At 31.5% G+C, this 23,721-nt stretch carries 18 protein-coding genes and 1 pseudogene; 12 read left to right on the forward strand and 7 right to left on the reverse strand.

Going from position 1 to position 23,721, the window contains the following annotated elements; translation table 11 throughout:
* Window positions 1-18: 18 nt before the first annotated feature.
* Window positions 19-795, reverse strand: a complete 777-nt coding sequence (locus tag ASC41_RS05010; protein ID WP_055435546.1) for a DUF5672 family protein — start codon at window positions 793-795, stop codon at window positions 19-21.
* 71 nt (window positions 796-866) lie between these two features.
* Here ASC41_RS05010 and ASC41_RS05015 point away from each other — a divergent pair, with 71 nt between their 5' ends.
* Together ASC41_RS05015 and ASC41_RS05020 are read left to right on the forward strand one after the other, a co-directional pair.
* Window positions 867-1,715 carry a hypothetical protein gene (locus ASC41_RS05015; RefSeq protein WP_152971421.1) on the forward strand — a complete coding sequence of 283 codons (849 nt, stop codon included), beginning with the start codon at window positions 867-869 and terminating at the stop codon, window positions 1,713-1,715.
* 2 nt (window positions 1,716-1,717) lie between these two features.
* Window positions 1,718-2,713 carry a glycosyltransferase family 2 protein gene (locus tag ASC41_RS05020; RefSeq protein ID WP_055435547.1) on the forward strand — a complete coding sequence of 332 codons (996 nt, stop codon included), beginning with the start codon at window positions 1,718-1,720 and terminating at the stop codon, window positions 2,711-2,713.
* Here ASC41_RS05020 and ASC41_RS05025 read toward each other — a convergent pair.
* The 5 genes from ASC41_RS05025 to ASC41_RS05045 all read right to left on the reverse strand — a co-directional run bounded on the left by ASC41_RS05025 (window position 2,705) and on the right by ASC41_RS05045 (window position 6,907).
* Window positions 2,705-3,622: a glycosyltransferase family 2 protein gene (locus tag ASC41_RS05025; RefSeq protein WP_055435548.1), complete on the reverse strand. Its 918-nt coding sequence runs from the start codon at window positions 3,620-3,622 to the stop codon at window positions 2,705-2,707. The genes ASC41_RS05020 and ASC41_RS05025 overlap by 9 nt on opposite strands.
* The gene (locus ASC41_RS05030; RefSeq protein ID WP_055435549.1) at window positions 3,623-4,264 is read right to left on the reverse strand and encodes a PglD-related sugar-binding protein; all 642 of its coding nucleotides are present in this window, start codon (window positions 4,262-4,264) and stop codon (window positions 3,623-3,625) included.
* Between the two features lie 75 nt (window positions 4,265-4,339).
* The gene (locus ASC41_RS05035) at window positions 4,340-4,888 is read right to left on the reverse strand and encodes a DapH/DapD/GlmU-related protein (RefSeq protein WP_055435550.1); all 549 of its coding nucleotides are present in this window, start codon (window positions 4,886-4,888) and stop codon (window positions 4,340-4,342) included.
* A gap of 5 nt (window positions 4,889-4,893) precedes the next feature.
* On the reverse strand, window positions 4,894-5,823 hold the full coding sequence (locus tag ASC41_RS05040) for an LbetaH domain-containing protein (RefSeq protein ID WP_055435551.1): 930 nt from the start codon (window positions 5,821-5,823) through the stop codon (window positions 4,894-4,896).
* A gap of 1 nt (window position 5,824) precedes the next feature.
* Window positions 5,825-6,907, reverse strand: a complete 1,083-nt coding sequence (locus tag ASC41_RS05045; protein ID WP_055435552.1) for a DegT/DnrJ/EryC1/StrS family aminotransferase — start codon at window positions 6,905-6,907, stop codon at window positions 5,825-5,827.
* Window positions 6,908-7,040: 133 nt separating this feature from the next.
* Between ASC41_RS05045 and ASC41_RS05050 the strand changes: the two genes are divergently transcribed.
* Genes ASC41_RS05050 through ASC41_RS05070 form a run of 5 tightly spaced genes read left to right on the forward strand, consistent with a single transcriptional unit; the run spans window position 7,041 to window position 11,080 of the window.
* Window positions 7,041-7,616 carry an L-threonylcarbamoyladenylate synthase gene (locus ASC41_RS05050; RefSeq protein ID WP_083477145.1) on the forward strand — a complete coding sequence of 192 codons (576 nt, stop codon included), beginning with the start codon at window positions 7,041-7,043 and terminating at the stop codon, window positions 7,614-7,616.
* Between the two features lie 16 nt (window positions 7,617-7,632).
* On the forward strand, window positions 7,633-9,051 hold the full coding sequence (locus ASC41_RS05055; RefSeq protein ID WP_055435553.1) for a CCA tRNA nucleotidyltransferase: 1,419 nt from the start codon (window positions 7,633-7,635) through the stop codon (window positions 9,049-9,051).
* A 2-nt stretch (window positions 9,052-9,053) separates the two neighbouring features.
* Window positions 9,054-9,509, forward strand: a complete 456-nt coding sequence (locus ASC41_RS05060; RefSeq protein ID WP_193786892.1) for a GNAT family N-acetyltransferase — start codon at window positions 9,054-9,056, stop codon at window positions 9,507-9,509.
* On the forward strand, window positions 9,510-10,523 hold the full coding sequence (locus ASC41_RS05065; protein ID WP_055435555.1) for a COX15/CtaA family protein: 1,014 nt from the start codon (window positions 9,510-9,512) through the stop codon (window positions 10,521-10,523).
* 41 nt (window positions 10,524-10,564) lie between these two features.
* The gene (locus ASC41_RS05070) at window positions 10,565-11,080 is read left to right on the forward strand and encodes an IS1096 element passenger TnpR family protein (RefSeq protein ID WP_055435556.1); all 516 of its coding nucleotides are present in this window, start codon (window positions 10,565-10,567) and stop codon (window positions 11,078-11,080) included.
* Here ASC41_RS05070 and ASC41_RS05075 read toward each other — a convergent pair.
* The gene (locus ASC41_RS05075; protein ID WP_055435557.1) at window positions 11,077-12,135 is read right to left on the reverse strand and encodes a hypothetical protein; all 1,059 of its coding nucleotides are present in this window, start codon (window positions 12,133-12,135) and stop codon (window positions 11,077-11,079) included. The genes ASC41_RS05070 and ASC41_RS05075 overlap by 4 nt on opposite strands.
* Window positions 12,136-12,268: 133 nt before the next feature.
* On the opposite strand from ASC41_RS05075, the gene ASC41_RS05080 reads away from it, so the two are divergent.
* From ASC41_RS05080 to ASC41_RS05100, 5 genes and pseudogenes are all read left to right on the forward strand, one after another.
* On the forward strand, window positions 12,269-13,165 hold the full coding sequence (locus ASC41_RS05080) for an ABC transporter ATP-binding protein (RefSeq protein WP_055435558.1): 897 nt from the start codon (window positions 12,269-12,271) through the stop codon (window positions 13,163-13,165).
* Between the two features lie 47 nt (window positions 13,166-13,212).
* Window positions 13,213-14,046, forward strand: coding sequence for an ABC transporter permease (locus tag ASC41_RS05085; RefSeq protein ID WP_055435559.1), 834 nt, complete (start codon window positions 13,213-13,215; stop codon window positions 14,044-14,046).
* Between the two features lie 80 nt (window positions 14,047-14,126).
* Window positions 14,127-17,441, forward strand: a complete 3,315-nt coding sequence (locus ASC41_RS05090) for a T9SS type B sorting domain-containing protein (protein WP_055435560.1) — start codon at window positions 14,127-14,129, stop codon at window positions 17,439-17,441.
* A 3-nt stretch (window positions 17,442-17,444) separates the two neighbouring features.
* Entirely contained in the window at window positions 17,445-20,153 is a 2,709-nt protein-coding gene (locus tag ASC41_RS05095) for a T9SS type B sorting domain-containing protein (RefSeq protein ID WP_055435561.1), read from the forward strand.
* A gap of 149 nt (window positions 20,154-20,302) precedes the next feature.
* A pseudogene (locus ASC41_RS05100) lies at window positions 20,303-23,721 on the forward strand (hypothetical protein); the annotation flags it as partial.

Genomic DNA, 23,721 nt, shown 5'->3' on the forward strand with positions numbered 1-23,721 from the left:
CAAATATATTGCAAATTTCTAACCTACATAATTTGAAGCTAAGATATCTTTCCAAAAGGCTTCAACCTTTGACTTATCGAAACCATGACATCCAAACGGTAATTTATTATTATTTAATTTTAATGCTAAATCTGGTTTTCTATCCATAGCAAAACCTAAGGCTTCTTTATATTCAGGAATTTTAAAATCTGGATAATGTTTTGGTACGGTTATAGACCAAAAAACATCTTCCATTATGTAAAAATCGTTTTGTTCGCGTTTTAAATTAACTTCAATTTCTGCTTTTAAAGCTTTAGCTATTTCATAGCTTTTAGAAACGTTTCTTAATGAAAACCCACCATTACCAACTTTAAAAAATATTTTAGAGCGTTCTTTTTTCTTTTTAGAATCGAATAGGCTTAAAAATTTATTTAATAGTGTATTTGGCGATGCTATCCAAGGTGCTCCAATATAATCGTATCCTTTTTCGCACCATTCTAATAATTCATTTTTAAAAACAAAAGCGTCTAATTGATAGACTAACATGTATTTAAAATCTAAAAAACGTTGGTAAAACTCTTGAGATAACATTAAACTATTATAACCAAAAACAGTTTTAAAATAATGATCTGGAAAAGCTTCTGTTCTCGCTTTGTTATCAACATTTAATGAGGATACATCTAAATTTTCTGGATGTGCAAAAACAATATCAAATGCTCCTAAAACCTTAAAACACTGGTTTAAAGACATTTGCTCCCAATCCTTTAAATTCGTTTTATAAATAGGAATGACTACGGTTACTAATTTAGTTTGCATAAAAAGTATTAATTGACTTTTTGCAACTTACAAATTCTAAAATTATTTATATTCGTACTTTAATAAAAATTATGAAAATAAACGTTGGTTTCTTAGTAGCATACGATTATGAGCTTTTAAAAATCTCTATCCCCTTAGTTTACAAGCATACAAATGCTATTACTTTGGCACTAGATATTAATAGACAAACTTGGTCTGGAAACACGTTTACGGTAGATCCAAGCTTTTTTGAATGGGTTAAAGAATTTGATACCGATAATAAGATTACCATTTACGAAGACGATTTTTATGATGCTTCTCTTAATGCTATGGAGAATGACACCAGAGAGCGAAATATGCTTGCTGATAAAATGGGAGATGGTATTTGTATTCAAATAGATGCCGATGAATATTTTGTAGATTTTGAAGGATTTACAGCCTATTTAAGAAAAAACGAAAAAAAATTAACAGGAAGAAAACCTGTTCAAATTTGTTCTTTCATGGTAGATGTTTACAAGGTTCTTGAGGATGGTATTCTATACTGCCCAACGTACACTAACTATTATTTAGGTACAACAAAAGCTAACTTTACTAGAGCTAGAAAAAACAAGAATCAAGAAAAATGGTATGTTCCATTTATCTCAATTCACCAATCGTGGAGTAGAGATGAAAAAGAACTAAAATTTAAATTAGATAATTGGGGACATAACATCGATTTTGATGTCGATTCCTTTTTTGAATTCTGGAAGTCTATAAATAAAGATAATTATATGGACCATAAAGATTTTCATCCTTTTGATAAAAAAGAATGGCCAACTCTTGAATACATTGAAGGTAAAAACTTTAATGAAATAATAAAAAACTTTAAAGATAAAGAAGTCTCTAAATCTTTTATTTTTGGAAAAAATAGTGCTCAGCAATTAAAATTTTTATTTAAATAATTATGACTGAACTTACGGTAATTATGCCAGTTTACAATGGCGAAAAATTTATAGCAGAGTCAATTGATAGTGTCTTAAATCAGACTTTTTCTAATTTTAGATTATTAATTTTAAATGATAACTCTCAAGATGAAACCGCTTCAATTCTTGAAGATTATAAACAAAGAGATTCTAGAATAACAGTAATTACAAAGTCTAAAAATGCTGGTCCGGCAAATTTAAGAAACGAAGGCATAGCGCTTGCTGAAACAGAATATATTGCATTGCTTGATGCAGATGATATTGCATTACCAACACGTTTTGAAAAACAATTAAACTTTTTAAAAAGTAATCCAGATTATGGTGTTTGTGGCACATGGTTTACCTTTTTTGGAGACAAAGAAAACAGAACCGTTAGGCATGAAGAAACTCATGATAAAATGAAAATACAAATGTTAAACAACTGCTGTATTGGTAATCCTACTGTAATGTTTAAAAAATCTCATTTAGGCGAATTACGTTTCGAAAACGAGTATGTCCCTGCAGAAGATTACGGGCTTTGGAGTCAGTTAATTGCTAAAACTAAGTTTTATAATATTCCAGAATCATTATTAAAGTACAGATGGCACCCTAATAACATTAGCCAAACAAAGGCTGAGAATTTAAAAAAATCTGAGGTTATTATTAAGAAAAAACAACTCCTTAATTTGGGGATTTCTTATAACGATGCAAATATTGATTCTTATTTAAAAGCTGTTAATTTAACTAGAGGATTAACTAAGGATGAAATAATTAAAACTGTTGAAGCCTCTAAAAAAATTATAGCTTTAAACGCTGATAAAAAAGTTTACAATCAAGAGTTATTTATTGCCCATATAGATAAGGTAATGATAAGAACTATTAGAAACTGTAAAGAAAACAGTAGGGCTTACTATAAGTTTATTAAAAACGATTCGGGTTATTATTCTAAAATCCCAACTCTTGATGCTATTGTTCTCTTTTTTAAATGTTTATTTTAAAAACTTATATTTAAAAATTCTTTTGTAGTATTTAAACTTTGTTTTTAATGGTACATTTTTAAAATGATTTTCCATAAACTGCTCCTGAACTTCGGTTAGTTTTTCTCCAGTATATTTAGCTTTTAAAGCTGAAAATGCAGCGCCATTAGCTAACGATTTAAGAACTTTTTCAATGTTTTTAGTTTGAGATTCTGGAATTACTTTGGTAATCTCATTTATATTTAAATACGAAGAATAGTGTTTAAAAAAATCTGATTTTAAAGAATATACACCACCATCATGTATTCTATATACTGCTCCATAAAAATTAAGAAAAATCCCTTTTCCTTTTTGCAAAAACATAATATATAACGAGTTGTCTTTAGAATGCTTTAATGTTTTATACAACTCTATATCTAATGCTTCTTTTTTAAATACCGTTGTTAAAGTATAGGTAGAATATGGCGTAAATAAATTGTTGTAATCTATGGTTACCTCTGCTTCATCATAACTAAAATCATTTTCAATAATTTCGTTATTTTTTAGAATTTTATAATTAGTCCAAGACACTACATAGTCTGGGTTAGCTTCCAGAAAATGCACTTGTTTTTGTAGTTTTAAATCGTCTATCCAATAATCATCACCTTCGCACAAAGCAATATATTGACCTTCAGCTTTTGGGAAACAAAAATTAGGTAAAGGCTTTATATTTTGAGAATACTGATTTTCCTTTTGGAGAATTAATTTTATTCTTGCATCCTTTTCAGCGTAAGCTTTAATAATTTTTTGAGTGCCATCTGTAGAAGCATCGTCATGAATTATTATTTCTATAGGGAAATCGGTTTTTTGATTTAGAAATCCATCTATAGTTTGTGCAATATATTTTTCCTGATTATATGTTGTGCAACAAATACTTAGTAATGGCGTCATTTAATTTAAATCTTTTATTTTTGTTGCTGGATTTCCTACAAGCAAACAATTAGCTGGAAACGTTTTTGTAACATTTGCTTTAGCTCCAACAATACAATCGTCGCCAATGGATAATACTTTAGGCAAAACGATAGAATTAACTCCAAAAAGTACACGCTTTCCTATTGTACAGTAAGCTCCCACTACAGAGAATGAAGCTACAGAGCAAGCATCACTCATTGTTGCATGATGCGCAACCATAGTATTTGGACTTATTAAACAATCGTTACCCAAACTTGCTTTTGTCCAAACTACTGCATTAAAATGAATAAAACAGCCTAGACTTAAGGTTGCCGATTTACTAATAACGGCAGAGGGATGGATTAAGTTTGGAGTATCACCTTTTAAGTTTCTTATTTTTGTGGCAACTTTATTTCGTTGTTGATTTTCACCTATTGTAACAGCAAATTGCTTACCTTTTAAATTCGATTTATATAAATCGTAAATACTACCAATAATAGTTATGCCCATAACCAGTTCTCCTGTTCTATCATTATTATAATGATACAAACCTTTTATAGTGTAACCACAATCTATAGCTAACTCTATAATAACTTCGGTATAGTTCCCTACTCCTATTAAATAAATCTCTTTATTATCCATTAGAAACGTATTTTGCTTAATAAAGATTAAAAAAGAAAATGTTTAATTTAATGCCATTATTAGTATATTTTAAGACTATACTTTTCTGTAAAATTTAGCAGGACTTCCGTACCATATTTCATCATCTGGTACATCATGCCTAACCTGAGAACAAGCTCCAATTTCTACATTAGCACCGATAGTAACAGCTGGCATAATAACTACATTTGCTCCAAATTTACTATTGCGTTTTAATACACCAGTTTTCTTAGTCTCGTTTTGGTTAAGGTTTGGAGTATCTGTTACTACAAAACCGTATTTCATAATAACATCATCTTCTACAATTGTATTTGCAGATAATGTACAACGGCTTCCCATAGAAACATTGTTTCCTAATTTACAATTATCTCTAATTTCGCAATAAGATGTAAAACTACAATTATCACCAACTACAGCATTCTTACCTACTTTTGTATAGGTACCTATTTTAGTATTAGATCCTATTTTAGAATTATTTAAAACCATTGCATAGTTTTCGATAATTGTATTATCTCCAATTTCTACGTTGTCTTCAATAACACAAAAGAATCCTATTTGAACATTCTTTCCTATTTTACTACTTTTAGATATATAACTTGTATTCATATTATTTAATTAAAAGGCTTTGGAGCTCCTTTAGGTTTATTTTTATAATTTTCTCTTTTAAGAACTTTTGCTGGTATGCCCGCTAAAGTACAAAATTCTTCATCAAAATTTTTGTTTACCATGGCTCCTGCGCCAACGATAGTATTATGAGGGATTTTAATGTTTGATGATATTATAGACGCACTTCCTAAAAAAGTTCTGTCACCAATTTCTGCATTACCTGCCAAACTAACATTATTCGCCATATGAACATTTGTACCAACTTGTGCTCCATGTCCTATTTTAGTGCCGTGGGCAATAACAGTGCCTTTACCTATGCATGTGTTTTCAGACAAAGAACCTTTTACAATAGTAACATCTGTTGCAATATGGCAATCTGCTTCCACAATTACGCCTCCTAATTGTGGTTGCATAATTCTATTTCCATCTTCATCCCAAATCCAGGCCAAACCACTTGCACCAATACAACTATTACTATCTATAAACACTTTATCGTTTATTTCTGTATTGTTATAAATTACAACATGACTATTTAAAACCACATTATCTCCAATAACACATTTTTCTAGAACACAATAAGGACCTATATATACATTATTTCCTATTACAGCATCTTTATCAATAATTGCTGTTTCATGAATATTAGCTTTTCTCTTTTCTGCAAATACTCCACACAATTTATAATGTGTTAATTGCGGATTAGTTACCGAAATACAAATGTTGGTAGCGTTTATGGATTCGTTTTTTGCTTCCGAAGTAAAGATTATACTGTTATTAATATTAGAAATATTAATATCACCCATTATAAAATAAATTCCGTTTTCTATTACATTTTTTAAGCTTGCTGGCTTGTAAGATGTAATAGTATTTTTAGAATTTACTTGAAATGGAATACTATTCGTTTCTAAAAAACTTATAATTTGATCTAATTTCATTTTATAGTACGTTTAGCATTTTTAAAACAATAGACTTTACCTGAGATTCTTTTAAATCATAATACAATGGCAAGCACATTATTCTATTAGAAATATCTTCGGAAATTGGCATAACATCTCCATTAACGTAATCGATTGTATTTAATGAAGGATTAAAGTAACGTCTTGGAAATATATTGTTATTATTCAGCTCTTTTATAACCTTAAGTAATTGTTCTTCAGATTTTAAAACTACTGGTATATAAGAATAGTTGTAATCGCAATTACTTTCTATTTTTTGGAACTTAACTTTTCCTTTTAATTCTTTTTTGTATAATTTATAAAGCGCCTCTCTTCTTTCGAAAATAGAATCTATATAAGGAAAGACCGCTAATCCCATTGCTGCTTGTAACTCACTAATTTTAGCATTTACACCCAATCCATGAAAATCTGTAGCTCCTTTATGTCCAAAATTATGATGATAGTATAACTTATCGAACAAGGCTTTATCTTTTGCAAATAAAGCACCGCCTTCTCCAGTATGAAAAATTTTAGTAGCATGAAAACTACATGTACTTACATCGCCATACTCGAAAATAGATTGGCCTTTATAGCTTACGCCAAAGCAATGTGCAGCATCGTAAATAACTTTTAAATTATGCTTTTCTGCTATTTTTTCTATGGCCTCAATATCGCAAGGATTTCCAAAAACATGGGTTGCCAATATCGCAGAAGTATTTGGAGTTATTGCACTTTCTATTTTTAAGGGATCTATGTTAAACGTATCAACATTTATATCCACAAATACAGGATTACAACCTTCCCAAATAATACTAGAAGTAGTTGCAACATAACTAAAAGGAGTTGTAATAATATCTCCTTTTAAACCTAAACATTTAATAGCTATTTGTAATGGTAACGTTCCATTTGTGGTAGCAAGAATATTAGTGATGTTATATTGGCTTTTAATTTTATTTTCTAATTCTAAAACCAATTCGCCTCTATTGGTTATCCAACTTTTATCCCAAGATCTACTAAGTATTTTTTGATACTCGCTTTGCTCTGGCAAAAAAGTTTTGGTAACATTAATTCTTTCGTTCTCCATTTATATATATCGATCCATAAAATAGTATAAACAAAACTACATAATTTTTTTATTATATGGCGAAATCATTAGTATTCAAAACATAAACGCTCATATATTTATTATCTTTGCACACTCTAAAATTAAGGCCAATATGTCTCAAGAAATAATGAAAGAAGAAATAGAAAAAGCTTTAGAAGTTTTAAAACGCGGTGGAATAATTTTATATCCAACAGATACTGTTTGGGGAATTGGTTGCGATGCTACAAACGCAGAAGCGGTACAGAAAATATATAAACTAAAACAAAGAGCAGATAATAAGGCACTAATTTGTTTAGTAAACAACTACAGCATGCTAGAAAGACATGTTGATAATGTACCTAAAATGGCATATACTATTTTAGATATTGCAGATAAACCTACTACTGTTATTTACGATGCTCCAGCTGGAATTGCTGAAAATTTAGTAGCAGATGATAACACTTTAGCGATAAGAATTGTAGATCACGATTTTTGCAAAAGAATGATTAGATATCTAGGAAGACCAATAGTTTCTACATCGGCAAACTTTGCAGGAAAACCAACACCTAAATCCTTTAAAGAAATAGACGAAGCGATTTTAAAAGGTGTAGATTATGTGGTAAATTTGCATAGACAAAAGAATGGAGGAAACCCTTCAACTATTATAAAATTAAGTAATAGTGGCGGTGTAAAAATTATACGCGAATAGATAGTTAGTTAAGAGAATGAATCACAGAGAAGCACTAAAACACACTATTTTTAAAACAATTTCCAAATCTGCTGCCGAATTAAATTTGGACAGTTATGTAATTGGAGGTTTTGTTCGCGATTATTTATTAAAACGCGGTGATGCAAAAGATATAGATGTAGTTGCCATTGGAAGCGGAATTGCTTTAGCAAAACAAGTTGCTAAAAACCTTCCTAACAAACCAAAAGTTCAAGTTTTTAAAACGTACGGAACTGCAATGCTAAAACTTGACGATATAGAAGTCGAATTTGTTGGAGCACGAAAAGAATCGTACAACGAAAATAGTAGAAATCCAGTAGTAGAAAATGGCACATTGCAAGACGACCAAAACCGTCGCGACTTTAGCATTAATGCATTAGCTCTCGATTTATCTCAAGCAAATTTTGGTGATTTATTAGATCCGTTTGATGGTGTTCAAGATTTAGAATACAAAATAATTCGTACGCCTTTGGATCCAGATATTACGTATAGCGACGATCCGCTTCGTATGATGAGAGCTATAAGGTTTGCAACACAATTAGGATTCACAATTGAAAAAGAATCTCTTGATGCTATTACAAGAAATAACGAACGAATTAAGATAATTACTAACGAACGTATTGTTGTAGAGCTTAATAAAATTTTAGAAAGCAAAACACCTTCTATTGGCTTTTTGCTTTTAGAAGAAACAGGTTTGCTAAAATATATTCTTCCAGAATTAACAGCCCTAAAAGGCATTGATGAAGTTGAAGGACAAAAACATAAAGACAACTTTTACCATACTTTAGAAGTTGTAGATAATATTGCAAAACACACAAACGATGTGTGGTTGCGTTGGGCTGCACTACTCCATGATATTGGAAAAGCACCAACAAAAAGGTTTAGCAAAAAAGTAGGTTGGACCTTTCATGCTCATGAATTTGAAGGTTCGAAAATGGTGTATCATTTATTTAAGCGTTTAAAAATGCCGCTTAATGAAAAAATGAAATTTGTACAAAAATTAGTCTTTATGAGCTCGCGACCAATTGTCTTAGCTCAAGATATTGTAACAGATTCTGCCGTGAGACGTTTAGTATTCGATGCTGGTGATTATGTTGAAGATTTAATGACGCTTTGTGAAGCAGATATTACGACTAAGAACCCAAAGAAATTTAACAAGTATCACAACAATTTTAAAATTGTAAGAGAGAAAATAGTTGAAGTTGAAGAGAAAGATAGCGTTCGTAACTTTCAGCCTCCAGTTTCTGGTGAAGAAATTATGGAAACTTTTAATATAAAACCTTCAAGAGAAATAGGTCTTATTAAAGAAGCTATAAAAGAAGCTATTTTAGAAGGAGACATACCAAACGAACACGAAGCTGCTTTTAATTTAATGTTAGAAAAAGGAAAAGCTTTAGGTTTAAAAATTTCAGATTAATTATGCTGAATATTATAAAAACAGATTCTAAAAATCCAGATTTTATTACTCTAATAAAAGCACTAGACAGTTACTTAAAAATTACTGATGGTGATGAGCATGATTTTTATAATCAGTTTAATAATATAGATGTTTTAAAACATGTTGTTATTGCTTACAACGATAATATTCCTGTTGGTTGTGGTGCTATAAAACCTTTTAATAGTGATAACACGGCCGAAATTAAACGCATGTTTACAGTTCATAATTATAGAGGTCAAGGTATTGCTCGCAATATTCTAAAAACATTAGAACTTTGGGCTAAAGAAAGTGGTTTTTCATCTTTAGTTTTAGAAACAGGAACTCGACAACTTGAAGCTGTTTCATTTTATAAAAATTGTGATTATAGTATTATTCCAAATTACGGACAATACAAAGACATGGAAAATAGTTTGTGCTTTAAAAAAATAATAGACTAAATGAAAAAGGATAACAAAAAAGTAATTTATTGGCTTTTTACTGGCTGTATTTTAATCTTCATTATGGTAATTGTTGGAGGTATTACTAGACTAACAGATTCTGGTTTATCTATTTCTAATTACAAATTAATAACAGGTACTATTCCTCCTATTGGAGAAGCTGCATGGCAAGAAGCTTTTGCATTGTATCAACAATATCCGGAGTTTCAAAAGCTACACGCCCATTTTACTTTAGAAGATTTTAAAAGTATCTATTTCTGGGAATGGCTACACAGAGTAATTGGTAGATTAATTGGTATGGTTTTTATTATTCCATTTTTATACTTTTTAGCGACTAAACAACTCACAAAAAAAACAATAAAAAAATGTGTCGTCCTTCTTCTTCTTGGAGGTTTTCAAGGTTTTTTAGGTTGGTATATGGTAAAAAGTGGGCTGGTGGACAAACCAGATGTAAGTCACTTTAGATTAGCTGCACACCTAACAACGGCATTCTTAACGTTTGCTGCCACACTATGGGTTGCACTAGATTTAATATTCCCAGAAAGAAAGACTATCGATAAAAAGTTTAGAAACCTTATCGTTGTTGGTTACATTATATTAGTTTTTCAAATTATTTATGGTGCTTTTGTTGCAGGCTTAAAAGCTGGATTGTTACATAACCATTGGCCTTTAATGAATGAAGGGAAGTTTATGCATGAAACCGTTTATGTACTTAGTCCTTTTTACAAAAATCTTATAGAAAACCCAAGCGGTATTCAGTTTGTACACAGAACATTTGCCTACCTTGTAGCTGTTATAATATTAATTATTTGGGTTCAATCTAAAAAATTAACACGCACAAATTATCAAATACAAGGAGTTAACTCATTACTAATACTAGTTGGTTTTCAATTTTTATTAGGTGTTTTAACTATTATATACCAAGTACCTTTATGGCTAGGTGTAGCTCACCAAATTGGTGCTTTTTTCTTATTAAGCGCCATGACATTTACTTTACACAGATTTAGCAAGTAAGTATAAAAACGCATACCTTTGCAAACCTATTTTATATAAGCATGATTTACAGATTTAGAGTCATTTTAGACAACGATACAGAAGAAGATATCTTTCGCGATTTAGAGATTAAAGAGACAGATACAATGGAAGATTTGCATAATACTATTACGCAGTCTTTTGGTTTTGATGGTACAGAAATGGCATCCTTTTATTTAAGTGACGACCAATGGAATCAAGGTGAAGAAATTTCTCTTTTCGACATGAGCGAAGGTATGAACGAAGTACGCTTAATGAACGAAACGTCTTTATCTGACACTGTTCACGAAGCACAAACTAAACTTATTTATGTTTACGACTTTTTAAGCATGTGGACATTTTACGTAGAACTTGCAGATATTGCCGAAGAAGATGAAGGTGTCGATTACCCTAATTTAATGTTTGTTCAAGGTCAAGTGCCTGACGATGCTCCAGATAAAATATTTGAAGCAGAAAAGGATGAATTTGATGACGAATATGACGACGATTTTGATGTTAACGATTACGATAACTTAGATTTCAACGAAAACTGGAACTAAAAATCCTTTGGGTTTAGATCTTCATAATTGCGCTTTACAAACTCTAAAGCGCTTTTTAAAATATCTCCCATATTATCGCTGTATTTAAATTTCAAATCGAATGTATGATCGTAGATTTTAGATTTTAATAAGCTTATATTCTCTGGTGTAGAAATTGTATCATTTATCATACAGTCTAAAAGCGCATCTATTCTATCATTAAAACCAATCATTCGTCTTGCAACTATAGAGCGCTCTTCAATTTTATATTGATCTATCGATTCCTTTTGAAATCTTGATGCTACCAATTCTACCATAGTTCTATTCTCTTTAAAAAACTGAGGTCTATAAACATTAAATTTCCCTTCAAAGGATTGTTGATCAAAATCTGTTGCTCTAATACTGTAGATCACTTGGTCAAAATCATGAGTTGGTACAATAACATAATTATAAGATCTCATATCTCCAAGTAGCCTTATCATACAACGCTCATTAAATTTCACAAACTCTTTAGCTATTTGAGATTGTTCTGGCAATGTACATTTAGGAAGCATTTTTTTTATAAACTCATCTCCAGGAATCCCAGCAATATGCTCTTCTATAAGCGTATCTTTACATACCACAAAATTTAAATTATATGGAGATAACATATGCTCCAACTCTAAACCATAAAGGCGTGAAGCATCTGCTTTTTTTACATAAAAATAAGTAATATTATCATTTAAAATATTTCTAATTTTAATTCTAAATGGCTTAGAGTTACCAAAAGTACAGTAATCTACAGCATCTACATTTAAAAACGGGATGGTGTTTTCGTTTCCATCACTATGCAGTTTTGTATACACTTTTTTAAGACTTAAATCTATTTCGGCTCTATCACTATCGCTATAATAAACACGTATCCAAAGTGTATCATTATCATCCTTATCGTAGACAGTTATCGAGCCTTGAAACCTAAGCAAATCACTATAATCTATAGATATACGTATGTTTCTATTATACTCTCCTAAATACTCATGCAGTTGCTTAGTAATAGGAAAAGAAGGTTTCTTTTTAGAAATTTTTAAATCTTTCATAGTCGTTTTCAGTTTTCAAATTTATAACAATTAATAGTATTCTTGTAACAAAAGTTTGATCGGTTCGTCTTACCTTTAAACCAACACATGTTACTTCTTAATTTAAGCTGTAGCATACTAAAAATCAATCATATTGGAAACCATCCTTCAAATTAGCAATCTTACTAAAAAATATGGCAATTTAACTGCTGTAAAAAATCTTTCCTTCACTATTAAAAAAGGTAATGTTTACGGCATTTTAGGACCAAATGGAAGTGGAAAATCTACAACGTTAGGCATAACTTTAAATGTGGTAAATAAAACTAGTGGAGATTTTAAATGGTTTGATGGTACAATTTCTACGCACGAAGCCTTAAAAAAAGTTGGAGCTATTATCGAGCGTCCAAATTTTTACCCATATATGTCTGCTTACAAAAACCTTCAATTGGTTTGTAAAATTAAAGGGATTGATTATTCTAAAATAGACGAAAAACTAGAAGTGGTTGGTCTTACGGAAAGAAAACACAGTAAGTTTAGCACGTACTCGCTAGGTATGAAACAACGTTTAGCAATTGCTTCTGCCCTTCTTAACGATCCAGAAATATTAATTTTAGATGAACCAACAAACGGATTAGATCCACAAGGTATTCATCAAATTAGAGCCATAATACAACAAATTGCAAGTCAAGGTACTACTATACTTTTAGCTTCGCATTTATTAGATGAAGTTGAAAAGGTTTGTACTCATGTTGTAGTACTTCGAAAAGGAGAAAAATTATACTCTGGTCGTGTAGACGAAATGATTTCTAGTGAAGGTTTCTTTGAATTAAAATGTGAAGATGAAGCTAGATTGCTTCAGTTTTTAGAACAACATCCAGCAATTGAAAAAACCATTGAAAAAGATGGTTTAATTACTGCTTTTTTAAATGCGCCTTTATCTGCTTCAGAGTTTAACAAACAATTAGTAGAAAGTGGCATATATATTTCTCATTTAGTGATGCGAAAAGAAAGTTTAGAAGAGCAATTTCTTCAGCTTACAGACAACAACTAATCATCGTAAATCATCATTGAATTTATTTCAAAATAAAACAAAAAATCATGTTTAGACTTTTAAATATAGAACTAATAAAACTGTTGAATAATAGAGCAAGTGTAATTTTAATTATTGTTTATTTTGCACTATTATCATTAATATCTTTAATCGCAGTAATAAATTTTAACATTGGTCCAATTGACTTTCATTTAGCAGAACAAGGTATTTTTAACTTCCCATACATTTGGCATTTTAACACATTTGTTGCTGGACTATTAAAGTTTTTCTTACTTATTGTAATTGTCTCTATGGTTGCTAACGAATATAGTAACAAAACAATTAAACAAAATCTAATTGATGGTTTAAGTAAAAAAGAATGGATTTTATCTAAGGTTTATACTGTACTTGTTTTCGCTTTGATTTCTACATTATTTGTCTTTATTATTTCCTTAGTTTTAGGTCTTGTTTTTTCAAGCTATACTGAACCAAATATCATTTTTTCTGATTTAGAATATTTAATAGCATTCTTTGTTAAGCTTTTTGGTTTCTTTTGTTTAGGCCTTTTTTCAGGTATGCTTATTAAACGTTCTGCATTTGCATTAGGTGCAGTATTGGTTTATTTCTTTTTTGAAATTATAAGTTATGGTATTTTAATGGCTTATTATAAAGGAGACGATATAATAGATAGAGTATATCAATTTCTTCCATTTAAATCACTTTGGAATTTAATAGACGAACCATTCTCTAGACTTGGTGCAGCTAAAGCGTTTGCAAGCCAAGTTGGAGAAGATCTTAGTTACGATTATGCTGTACATTGGTACGAAATTGCAATTGTATTAGGCTGGTCTGCTATTTTCATCTACTTTTCATACAAACTTTTATTAAAAAGAGATTTATAATCTATTATATTTTAACATATAAGCTATAGATATGTTAAGCTATAAGCAATATCTTTGATAGCTATTGCTTATATGTTGAAATGAAAAAGATTGTATTAATATTAACCACATTTTTATGTTGTGCATTCTCTAATGCGCAAAAAGAAGCAGCTAATTGGTATTTTGGCGATAATGCTGGTGTAAATTTTAATTTAGACGCAAATACTGTTTCTGCTGTTAATGATGGTCAATTATCGACTGAAGAAGGCTGTACTAGCATCTCAGATTCTAACGGTAATTTACTTTTATATACAGATGGTAGGACTGTTTATAATGCTAACCACAATATCATGCCAAATGGTAATGGACTAAAAGGTGATGCCTCAAGTACACAATCTGCTATAATAATACCAAAACCAAACAATCCTAATATATACTATATTTTTACGGTAGATTCTCCTTCATTAGATAATGTAGATTATGGTTTTAATTTCTACGAAGTAGACCTAACATTAGACGGAGGTCTGGGAGATGTTGTAAATAACAACGGTACACAACTACTTGCTAATACATCCGAAAAATTAAGCGCTGTTTTAAAAGATTGCCAAACACAAGCTGTTTGGGTAATTACTTTTGCTGATTCAAATGGAATATCTAACACTAATACTACCTTTCATGCATACGAAGTAACAAGTACTGGTGTAAATACAACACCTATATCAACTACAATAGGACCTAATATTAGCGAAGCAAGAGGCTACTTAAAATTCTCTCCTAATGGAGAAAAATTGGTAAGTGCAAATGTTGGACAAGGTTTATTTCTTTATGATTTTGATACAGATACTGGAATTGTTAGTAACGCACAAGTTATTAGTACTAACATAAGTTCGCCAAGTGGAACACAACTACGCTCGTACGGTGTAGAATTCTCTCCAAATAATAATTTACTATATGTTTCTGCTTTTAATAGCAATACAGATGCAAACAATCTTGCAAACCAATATGGAGCACTTTTACAATACGATTTAAACGCAACAAATATTAGCTCTTCTCAAGTTGTAATAGATGATAGACAAACCTATAGAGGAGGCTTGCAATTAGGTCCGGACGGTAGATTATATCGTTCTATGAGCGACACTTACAGCAATGGAAACCCATTTTTATCTGTAGTAAATAACCCTAATCAACCTGGTTTAGGCTGTAATTATCAACATAACGCAATTACTTTAACAAACGATTCTAGACAAGGACTCCCTCCTTTTATTACTTCTTTTTTTAGTGAAGATATAGATATTATCCAGAATGGTAGTAGCTCTATTATGTTACCTCTATGTACCGGTGATACATATACTTTAATCGCAGATAATATTCCTGGAGCGACTTATACTTGGACCCGAAACGACTTACCTTTAACAGAAAACGATTTTGACTTAGTAGTCTCAAGCAATGGCATTTACAAAGTAGAAATTCAAGTTAATGGAGATACTTGTGGTCTACTTGAAGGAGAAGCTTTTGTTACATATTTTGATGTTCCTGTTGCTACTCAACCTGGAGATATTAATATTTGCGATGATAATAATGATGCCGTTTCAGATTTTGATTTCTCAACACAAACAGCTAGTATTATAGACGCTCAAGACTCTAGTGTTTTTAATGTAAAGTATTTTACTTCAATGGCAGATGCAACAAACAATACTAATATTATTAATGGTATTTATCAAAACACTAGTAACCCGCAAACTATTTATGCTAGAATAGATAATAATGGTAACAGTGATTGTTTTGATGTTACCAATTTTGAAATTAGAGTTTTCAACACTCCAATAATTTCAGTAGTTAATGCTATAGATATATGTGATGATGATGCTAACTCTATGGATGGACAAACAGCATTAACATTATCAGATTATGATGCAAGTATCCTTGGCTCGCAAGACCCAACTCAATTCACAGTTACATATTACGAAACTCAAACAGATGCTGATACAGCTATCAATAATCATCCTAATAATTACACTAATCAAACACCTATAAATGAAACGCTTTTTATTAGAATTGAAAACAATAACAATGTAAACTGTTTTATTACCGGAAACATAGACTTAATTATTAATCCTATTCCTGAAGCCAATAACACTAGTATTTACCAATGTGATGAAGATGGAACAGTTGATGGATTTACTGTTTTTAACCTTACACAAGCAAATGATGATTTAACAGGAAATACGCCAGACAAGTCTACACAATTCTACACGACACTCAACAACGCTCAGAATGACAATAATTCCCTAAACGGAAATTCTTATATTAATATTACTAACCCACAAACCGTATATGTTAGGGTTACAGATAACATAACAGGTTGCTATAACTTTAGTGAACTTATATTAGAAACTAGCGATACGCAAATTAATAATTACACAGCACAACCTGTCTGTGACGAATTAGGAAGCGAAGACGGACTAAACTCTTTTAATTTAGATGCCTTTTCAGCAGACATACTAGCCGGTTTACCAACTGGATTAGCTATTGCATATTACGAAAATGCTAATGATGCACTTTTAGAAAATAATCCTCTAAATTCAATATACGAGAATACTACTCCATATGCACAAACTATTTATGTTCGTGTTGAAAACGATAACGCATGTTATGGAATAAACGAAGTGCACTTAACTGTTACTCCAAGACCAGAATTAGCAAATAATGAAACGGTTCTTTACTGCTTAAACAACTTCCCGAATACCATAACTCTAGATGCTGGGTTAAACGCCAATTCTGCAAATTATAGTTTTAATTGGTCTAATTCTGAAAGTACCGAAACAATAGCTATAAACACGGCAGGAACATATACAGTAACTGTTTCTAGTAATACTACTCTTTGTAGCAGCACAAGAACTATAATTGTCGAACCATCTAATATAGCAACAATAGAGAATATTGAAATTATTGATGGCAGTCTAAATAATAACAGTGTTACCGTTTTAACTAGCGGAGAAGGAGAATATCAATATGCCCTAACAAATCAAGAAGGTATAACATCACCTTATCAAACCAGTAATACTTTTATTAATTTAAAACCAGGAAACTACAACGCTAGTATTAGAGATATAAAAAACTATTGTGGTGAAATTAATCAGGATATTTCTGTAATCGGTTTTCCATTGTTTTTCACACCAAACGGAGATACCGTTAACGATACTTGGCAGGTTTATGGAGTATCAAATTTATTTCAGCCAAATTCAGAAATATTAATTTTTGATCGTTTTGGTAAACTAATTTCTCAAATAAAACCAAATAGTAAAGGTTGGGACGGCACTTTTAAAGGCACTCCTTTACCACAAAATGACTATTGGTTTTCTGTAACTTTACAAGATGGCCGACAGTACAAAAACCATTTTACCTTAAAACGATAATTGATGCCTAAATTCTATAAAATAGTCACACTTTTAAGCGCTTTACTTTTTTTTACTTTCACTTTTGCTCAACAACAAGCCGCTAATTGGTATTTTGGTAACAATGCAGGTATTAATTTCGACTTAACAAATAACATTGTTTCTTCAATAAATGATGGACAGCTAACAACTACCGAAGGTTGCACAAGCATATCAGACGATAATGGAAATCTAGTTTTATATACAGATGGAACTACAATTTATAACGCTGCACATTCTGTAATGGAAAATGGCAATAATTTATTGGGAGATGAATCTAGTACACAATCTGCTATTGCTATTCCTAAGCCTAACAATCCTAACATCTATTATGTTTTTACAGTAGGCTCAAACTCAAACCCAACCGGTTTAAATTATTACACAGTAGATTTAACTTTTAATGCTGGTTTAGGTAAAGTTGTAGGCACACACACAAATTTATTAAATAATTGTTCAGAAAAAATATCAGCAGTTTTAAAAGACTGTTTAACAGGAAACATATGGGTTATTGCTTTTTCTAACGAGTCTGGAACAAGTTCTATAAATATGGATACTTTTCATGCATTCGAAGTTAGCTCAACTAGCGTAAATTCAAATGCTGTTAAATCTACTTTACCAATATCTATTTCAGACTTTACTGGAAATTTAAAATTCTCACCAGACAGTTCTAAACTTGCAAGCGCAAATGGTGTTGATGGATTATTTATAGCCGATTTTAACGCAAGTACAGGAGTGGTTTTTAACCCTGTTTTTTTAGACACACAATCTTCAACAGATTCATCTTATGGTGTAGAATTCTCTCCAAATAGTCAATTATTATATGCCTCAACCCATACCACTACAGGAAATCCAGACGATATTAACGGACCACCTATCGATCTCTCCTATGTATTACAATACAATGCTTTTGCTACAGATATCTCTGCCAGTAAAACACTTATAGATCAACGTGAGCTTTATAGAAGTAGCCTTCAATTAGGCCCTGACGGAAAGATATACCGTTCACTTAGTATTAATTACAATCTAGGCATTCCTTTTCTAAGTACAATTAATAGCCCTAATAATATAGGTGATGCATGCGATTACCAACACCGAAGTATAAGTTTAGGAGGCAATATTGGGCGACAAGGCTTACCTCCTTTCATTCAATCCTTTTTTACACAACAAATAGACATTATCCAAAATGGAAGTGATACTTTAGAACTTACACTATGTGTTGGTGACTCTTACACTCTAACCGCAGAACTTATTCCTGGTGCAAATTATTCTTGGTATAAAGACAATACTCCATTAGTTGAGGCTAGTAACGAACTAACTATAAGTGAAGCTGGAGATTATCAAGTAGAAATAGAAACAAACACCAATTGTGGTGATCAAAATGGACAAGCAATTATTACTTATACAACAGGTCCCGATGCTTTTGATACTAATTTAATTCAATGTGGAACTTCAGATTTTTCTACATTTAATTTAAATCAAGCTAATGAAGAGTTAACAGGAAATGTTTCTGATTTATCAACACAATTTTACTTAACACAAACGGATGCAATTAATGGTACTAATGCATTAAATGCAACTTCATACAATAACACCTCCAACCCACAAGACATATCTGTCCGCGTTATAGATAATAATACAAGTTGCTTTAATATTTCTACATTGTCTATTGGGATTAGCACTTCGCAAGTGGCAAACTATAGTGCACCAACAGTTTGTGACGAAACAGATGCTCCAAATGGTATTAATAGTTTCAATTTAGACAATTATTCCCCACTAATATTAAATGGTTTATCTGGATTTAGTATTAGTTATTTTGCATCATACAATGATGCTTTATTAGAACAAAACGAATTGCCTACAACCTACAACAACGCAACACCTTACTTAGACACCATTTATTCTAGAGTTGAAAACGGTAATATTTGTTATGGTATAAATGAAGTAATTTTAACCGTAAGTCCACTCCCTGAAATAGATGCTGACGAAACAATCCTTTACTGTATAAATAATAGTTCGTTATCACTAACTTTAGATTCCGGATTACAAAACGCCAACTCTTCTAATTATACTTTTAATTGGAACACAGGAGAAACTAGCCAAACCATTGCTATTAATACTATAGGAACATATACAGTAACCGTTACCAATAATATAACTAGTTGCTCGAGCTCTAAAAATTTTTATATTGAAGCTTCAAGCATAGCAACTATAGAAGAACTTATTATTAACGATGGGCAAACACAAAACAATAGTATTACTATTTTAACTTCAGGAGAAGGTGAGTATGAGTATGCGATAGAAAATGAAGATGGTATTACAACTTCTTTTCAAACCTTTAACTCATTTACAAATTTAAAGGCAGGTGCTTATAAAATTATTATTAGAGATATTAAAAACAATTGCGGAAGTGTTGAAAAAGAATTTTCTTTAATAGGCTTTCCTCAATATTTTACACCTAATGGAGATGGAGAACACGATACCTGGCATTTCTACGGCTCAAGTAAAAAACTTCAATCTAACGCAACAGTATTTATTTACAACCGCTATGGTAAACTAATTATAGCACTCAAACCAAATGAACAAGGTTGGGATGGCACATTTAACGGTATTCCTTTACCGCAAAGCGACTACTGGTTTTCTGTAACCTTAGAAGACGGTCGTGAATTTAAAAGCCATTTTACTTTAAAACGTTAGTTTATTACCTTAATCTTAATTAATAACAAAGTCCTATATGCTATATGTATAAGACTTTGTTAGTTTCAATTGTTATAATAATAGTAAATTTGCTTTCAGAAGTATATTATTTTCTGATAAACTATCACTCAAAATTTAAAAAAAACTAAATGTTAAAGAACACCTTTAAAGTACTGCTTACGCTTGTTTTATTATTTCAATATACTTCTGCATTTGCACAACAACCAAACGATTGCGTCAATGCTCTTGTTGTTTGTGGTGATTCTGATGTTGTATTAGATGTTAATGGAGCAGGAACTCTAGGTGAGTTTCCACAATCTTGTAGTAGTAACGAAACCAATAGTCTTTGGTTAGAAGTAACCGTTGTAACCAATGGAACATTAGCATTCACGTTAACACCAAATAGCACAAACATTCAAGAAGATTATGACTTTTTTATTTTTGGACCAAATCCCGTTTGTGGAAGTTTGGGAGCTGCAATTAGATGCTCTACCACGAATCCACAAGCTTCTGGACAAGGAAATAACTTAACAGGTTTAAGCACTGCTGAAACTGATGTAACAGAAGGTCCTGGAGCAACTGGAAATAGTTTTGTAAGTGCTATTAATGCAGCTGCAGGAGATTCCTATTTTATAGTTATAGATCGACCTGTAGGTAATAGTCCTTTTAGCTTAGATTGGACAGGAACTGCTCAATTTAGTGAAGCTCCAACTAGTGAAACAAATCCAGTAGGAGACGCTTTAGATATTACTATTTGTAATACGGGTAATTCTTCTTCATTTAATTTAGAACAAAACACACCTCTTATTATTGGTACACAAACAGATGTAGAAGTATTTTATTACGAAAGCGAAAGTGATGCCAACATTGGTATAAATGCTATAATAAGTCCATATTCAAACTTAACTAATGGACAAACCATATATGCAACTATTACAAACACGACTACTGGATGTTTTACAATTCAAGAATTCAATCTATTTCTAGATCCAACTCCAATAATAAATATGCCTCCTGATATAGAAACATGTGATGATGGCTTAAACGATCAAATTGAACTTTTTAACTTAGACTCTCAAACTAGTACTATTTTAGGCATACAAGATCCTGCAAATTTTTCAGTTTCTTATCACGAAACTGCAGCAGATGCAGACTCTGGAAATAATGCCTTAGTAAGTCCATTTTCTAATGTTTCAAATCCTGACGAAATATTTATTCGTGTAACACCAACTGCTGTTAACAACAGCTGTTATGTATTTTCTTCAACACCTTTTAACTTAATAGTTAATTCTCAACCACAAGCAACTGCTATTCCTAATTATGGAATTTGCGATGCCGATGGAGATGGTTTTGCTGAATTTAATTTAACATCACAAGATGCCAACTTAATAAATGGGCAAACTAATGTTATAGCTTCTTATTTCTTGAATCAAACAGATGCTATAGCAAATAACAATGCTATTCCAAACCCAGGAACATACACAAATACAGATGTTAGTATACAGGAAATTTTTGTGAGATTAGAAAACACAACAAGTACTTGCTTTACAACAACATCTTTTAATATTATAGCACAAGCACAGCCCATAGCAACACCAATTCAAGATTACAACATTTGCGATAACAATACAGATGGTGATGATACAAATAGATTTACAGTATTCGATTTAACAACACAAGACGCAGCTTTAATTAATGGACAAGCAAATACAACTGCCACCTATTTTGAAAACTTAATAGATGCGCAAAACAACACAAACCCAATAACAGCACCTACTACTTTCACAAATACAACTGTTAATGGACAACCTATTTTTGTTCGCTTAGAAGGTTCAGTAGCAGACTGTTTTACTGTAACACAATTTAATATTGTTGTAGACAATTTACCAGAAGTGCAAAATGCAACTCTTGTACAATGTGACGAAGATGGTATTCCTGATGGTTTTACAGAATATAATTTAAATGAAGCAAATGAAAATGTAACGATTAATGGTAATACTTCAGGTTTTACCTATACACATCATTTAACTTTTGCAGATGCACAAGCAGCAATAAATTCTGTAAATCCTAGTCCATTTACAAATACATCAAATCCTCAAACCATTTATGTTCGTGTAGAAAATACTACTACCGGGTGTTTTCGTACTGCAGAATACGTTTTAGAAGTTACTGCTACAGATATTAATAATGCGGGATTAAACGTATGTGATGACGATTACGATGGTTTTGCACAATTCACATTGTCTAATGCTGATGCAACAATATTAGCTACTTTACCTCCTGGTTTAACAGTGGCTTATTACGAAACAGCAAATGATGCGCAATTAGAAATCAATCAATTACCAGACTTATACACTAATACTGTTCCTTTTACACAAACTATTTTTATTCGTGTTGAAAACGCTAATGATTGCTTTGGTATTGCAAACATGAATATCACTGTAGATCCTTTACCTCAAAATAATATTGTAAATAATCTTGAAGTTTGTAGCGATACTCCAACGCTTACAAATATAGATTTAACACAATTTAATGCTGAAGTATTAGGAACTCAGAATACAGCAAATTTCACAATTAATTATTTTGAAACACAACCCAATGCAGACAATAACACGAATGCATTAACAAGCCCATATACAAACTCAAATAACCCACAATCTATTTTTGTTAGAGTTGAAAACAATACAACTGGATGTACAATTACTACTATTAACTTTGAAATAATAATAAACATCAATCCCATACTTGTTATTCCTACTCCATTAGAAATTTGCGATGACACTACACCAGATGGTATTAATGAGTTTGATTTAACCCTAAAAAACAACGAAATTTCAGGTGGTAATCCAGCATACGCTGTAACGTATTATTTCACACAAGCTGATGCCGATGCACAAGCAAACCCATTATTAAATCCATATACTAACGTTGTACCAAACATGCAAACTATTTATGTAGGCGTGCAAAATACAGACACAGGTTGTTACGATACCACTTCGCTAGATTTAGTAGTAGAACAAGCACCAGTGGCTTTCACACCATCAAATTTAGAATATTGCGATCCAGACAGTGATGGCTTTGGAGAGTTTATGCTATCGGATACCGAATCAGAAATCACAGGAGGTGCACCAGGACTTACAGTAACTTACCACGAAACGATGTCTGATGCCGATAACAATGTCAATGCATTAGCAAGTCCGTACAACAATATTGTAGTCAATACACAAACTATTTATATTCGTGTAGAAAGTTCTACAATAGCAACCGACTGTGCCACATTTGTAGACTTGGTACTTATTGTAAACCCAACACCACAAATCACAACCGCAGCAGTATTAACACCGCTAGAAGTTTGTGATGATAATGCCGATGGTTTTGCAACGTTCGATTTACCAACCAAAGAGCCAGAAATTCTAAACCTATTAGATGCAGATGCCACTAACGATTTAGATCCTACATTATATACTATTACATATTATACATCAGAGGCTAATGCAGAAGTACCAACTAATGCTATTGCAACACCAAATGCTTATGTTAATACAACTGTAGATGCACAAACCATTTG

The sequence above is a fragment of the Lacinutrix algicola genome, from assembly GCF_001418085.1.
Lineage (GTDB): Bacteria > Bacteroidota > Bacteroidia > Flavobacteriales > Flavobacteriaceae > Lacinutrix > Lacinutrix algicola.

Excerpts from the sequence above, each read along its gene's own strand:
- ASC41_RS05085 (WP_055435559.1), top strand. The coding sequence starts at position 13,213 with ATGTTTAGACTTTTAAATATAGAACTAATAAAACTGTTGAATAATAGA.
- ASC41_RS05035 (WP_055435550.1), bottom strand. The coding sequence starts at position 4,888 with ATGAATACAAGTTATATATCTAAAAGTAGTAAAATAGGAAAGAATGTT.
- ASC41_RS05015 (WP_152971421.1), top strand. The coding sequence starts at position 867 with ATGAAAATAAACGTTGGTTTCTTAGTAGCATACGATTATGAGCTTTTA.
- ASC41_RS05055 (WP_055435553.1), top strand. The coding sequence starts at position 7,633 with ATGAATCACAGAGAAGCACTAAAACACACTATTTTTAAAACAATTTCC.
- ASC41_RS05070 (WP_055435556.1), top strand. The coding sequence starts at position 10,565 with ATGATTTACAGATTTAGAGTCATTTTAGACAACGATACAGAAGAAGAT.
- ASC41_RS05050 (WP_083477145.1), top strand. The coding sequence starts at position 7,041 with ATGTCTCAAGAAATAATGAAAGAAGAAATAGAAAAAGCTTTAGAAGTT.
- ASC41_RS05060 (WP_193786892.1), top strand. The coding sequence starts at position 9,054 with ATGCTGAATATTATAAAAACAGATTCTAAAAATCCAGATTTTATTACT.
- ASC41_RS05020 (WP_055435547.1), top strand. The coding sequence starts at position 1,718 with ATGACTGAACTTACGGTAATTATGCCAGTTTACAATGGCGAAAAATTT.
- ASC41_RS05065 (WP_055435555.1), top strand. The coding sequence starts at position 9,510 with ATGAAAAAGGATAACAAAAAAGTAATTTATTGGCTTTTTACTGGCTGT.
- ASC41_RS05010 (WP_055435546.1), bottom strand. The coding sequence starts at position 795 with ATGCAAACTAAATTAGTAACCGTAGTCATTCCTATTTATAAAACGAAT.
- ASC41_RS05075 (WP_055435557.1), bottom strand. The coding sequence starts at position 12,135 with ATGAAAGATTTAAAAATTTCTAAAAAGAAACCTTCTTTTCCTATTACT.
- ASC41_RS05040 (WP_055435551.1), bottom strand. The coding sequence starts at position 5,823 with ATGAAATTAGATCAAATTATAAGTTTTTTAGAAACGAATAGTATTCCA.
- ASC41_RS05045 (WP_055435552.1), bottom strand. The coding sequence starts at position 6,907 with ATGGAGAACGAAAGAATTAATGTTACCAAAACTTTTTTGCCAGAGCAA.
- ASC41_RS05090 (WP_055435560.1), top strand. The coding sequence starts at position 14,127 with ATGAAAAAGATTGTATTAATATTAACCACATTTTTATGTTGTGCATTC.
- ASC41_RS05095 (WP_055435561.1), top strand. The coding sequence starts at position 17,445 with ATGCCTAAATTCTATAAAATAGTCACACTTTTAAGCGCTTTACTTTTT.
- ASC41_RS05030 (WP_055435549.1), bottom strand. The coding sequence starts at position 4,264 with ATGGATAATAAAGAGATTTATTTAATAGGAGTAGGGAACTATACCGAA.
- ASC41_RS05025 (WP_055435548.1), bottom strand. The coding sequence starts at position 3,622 with ATGACGCCATTACTAAGTATTTGTTGCACAACATATAATCAGGAAAAA.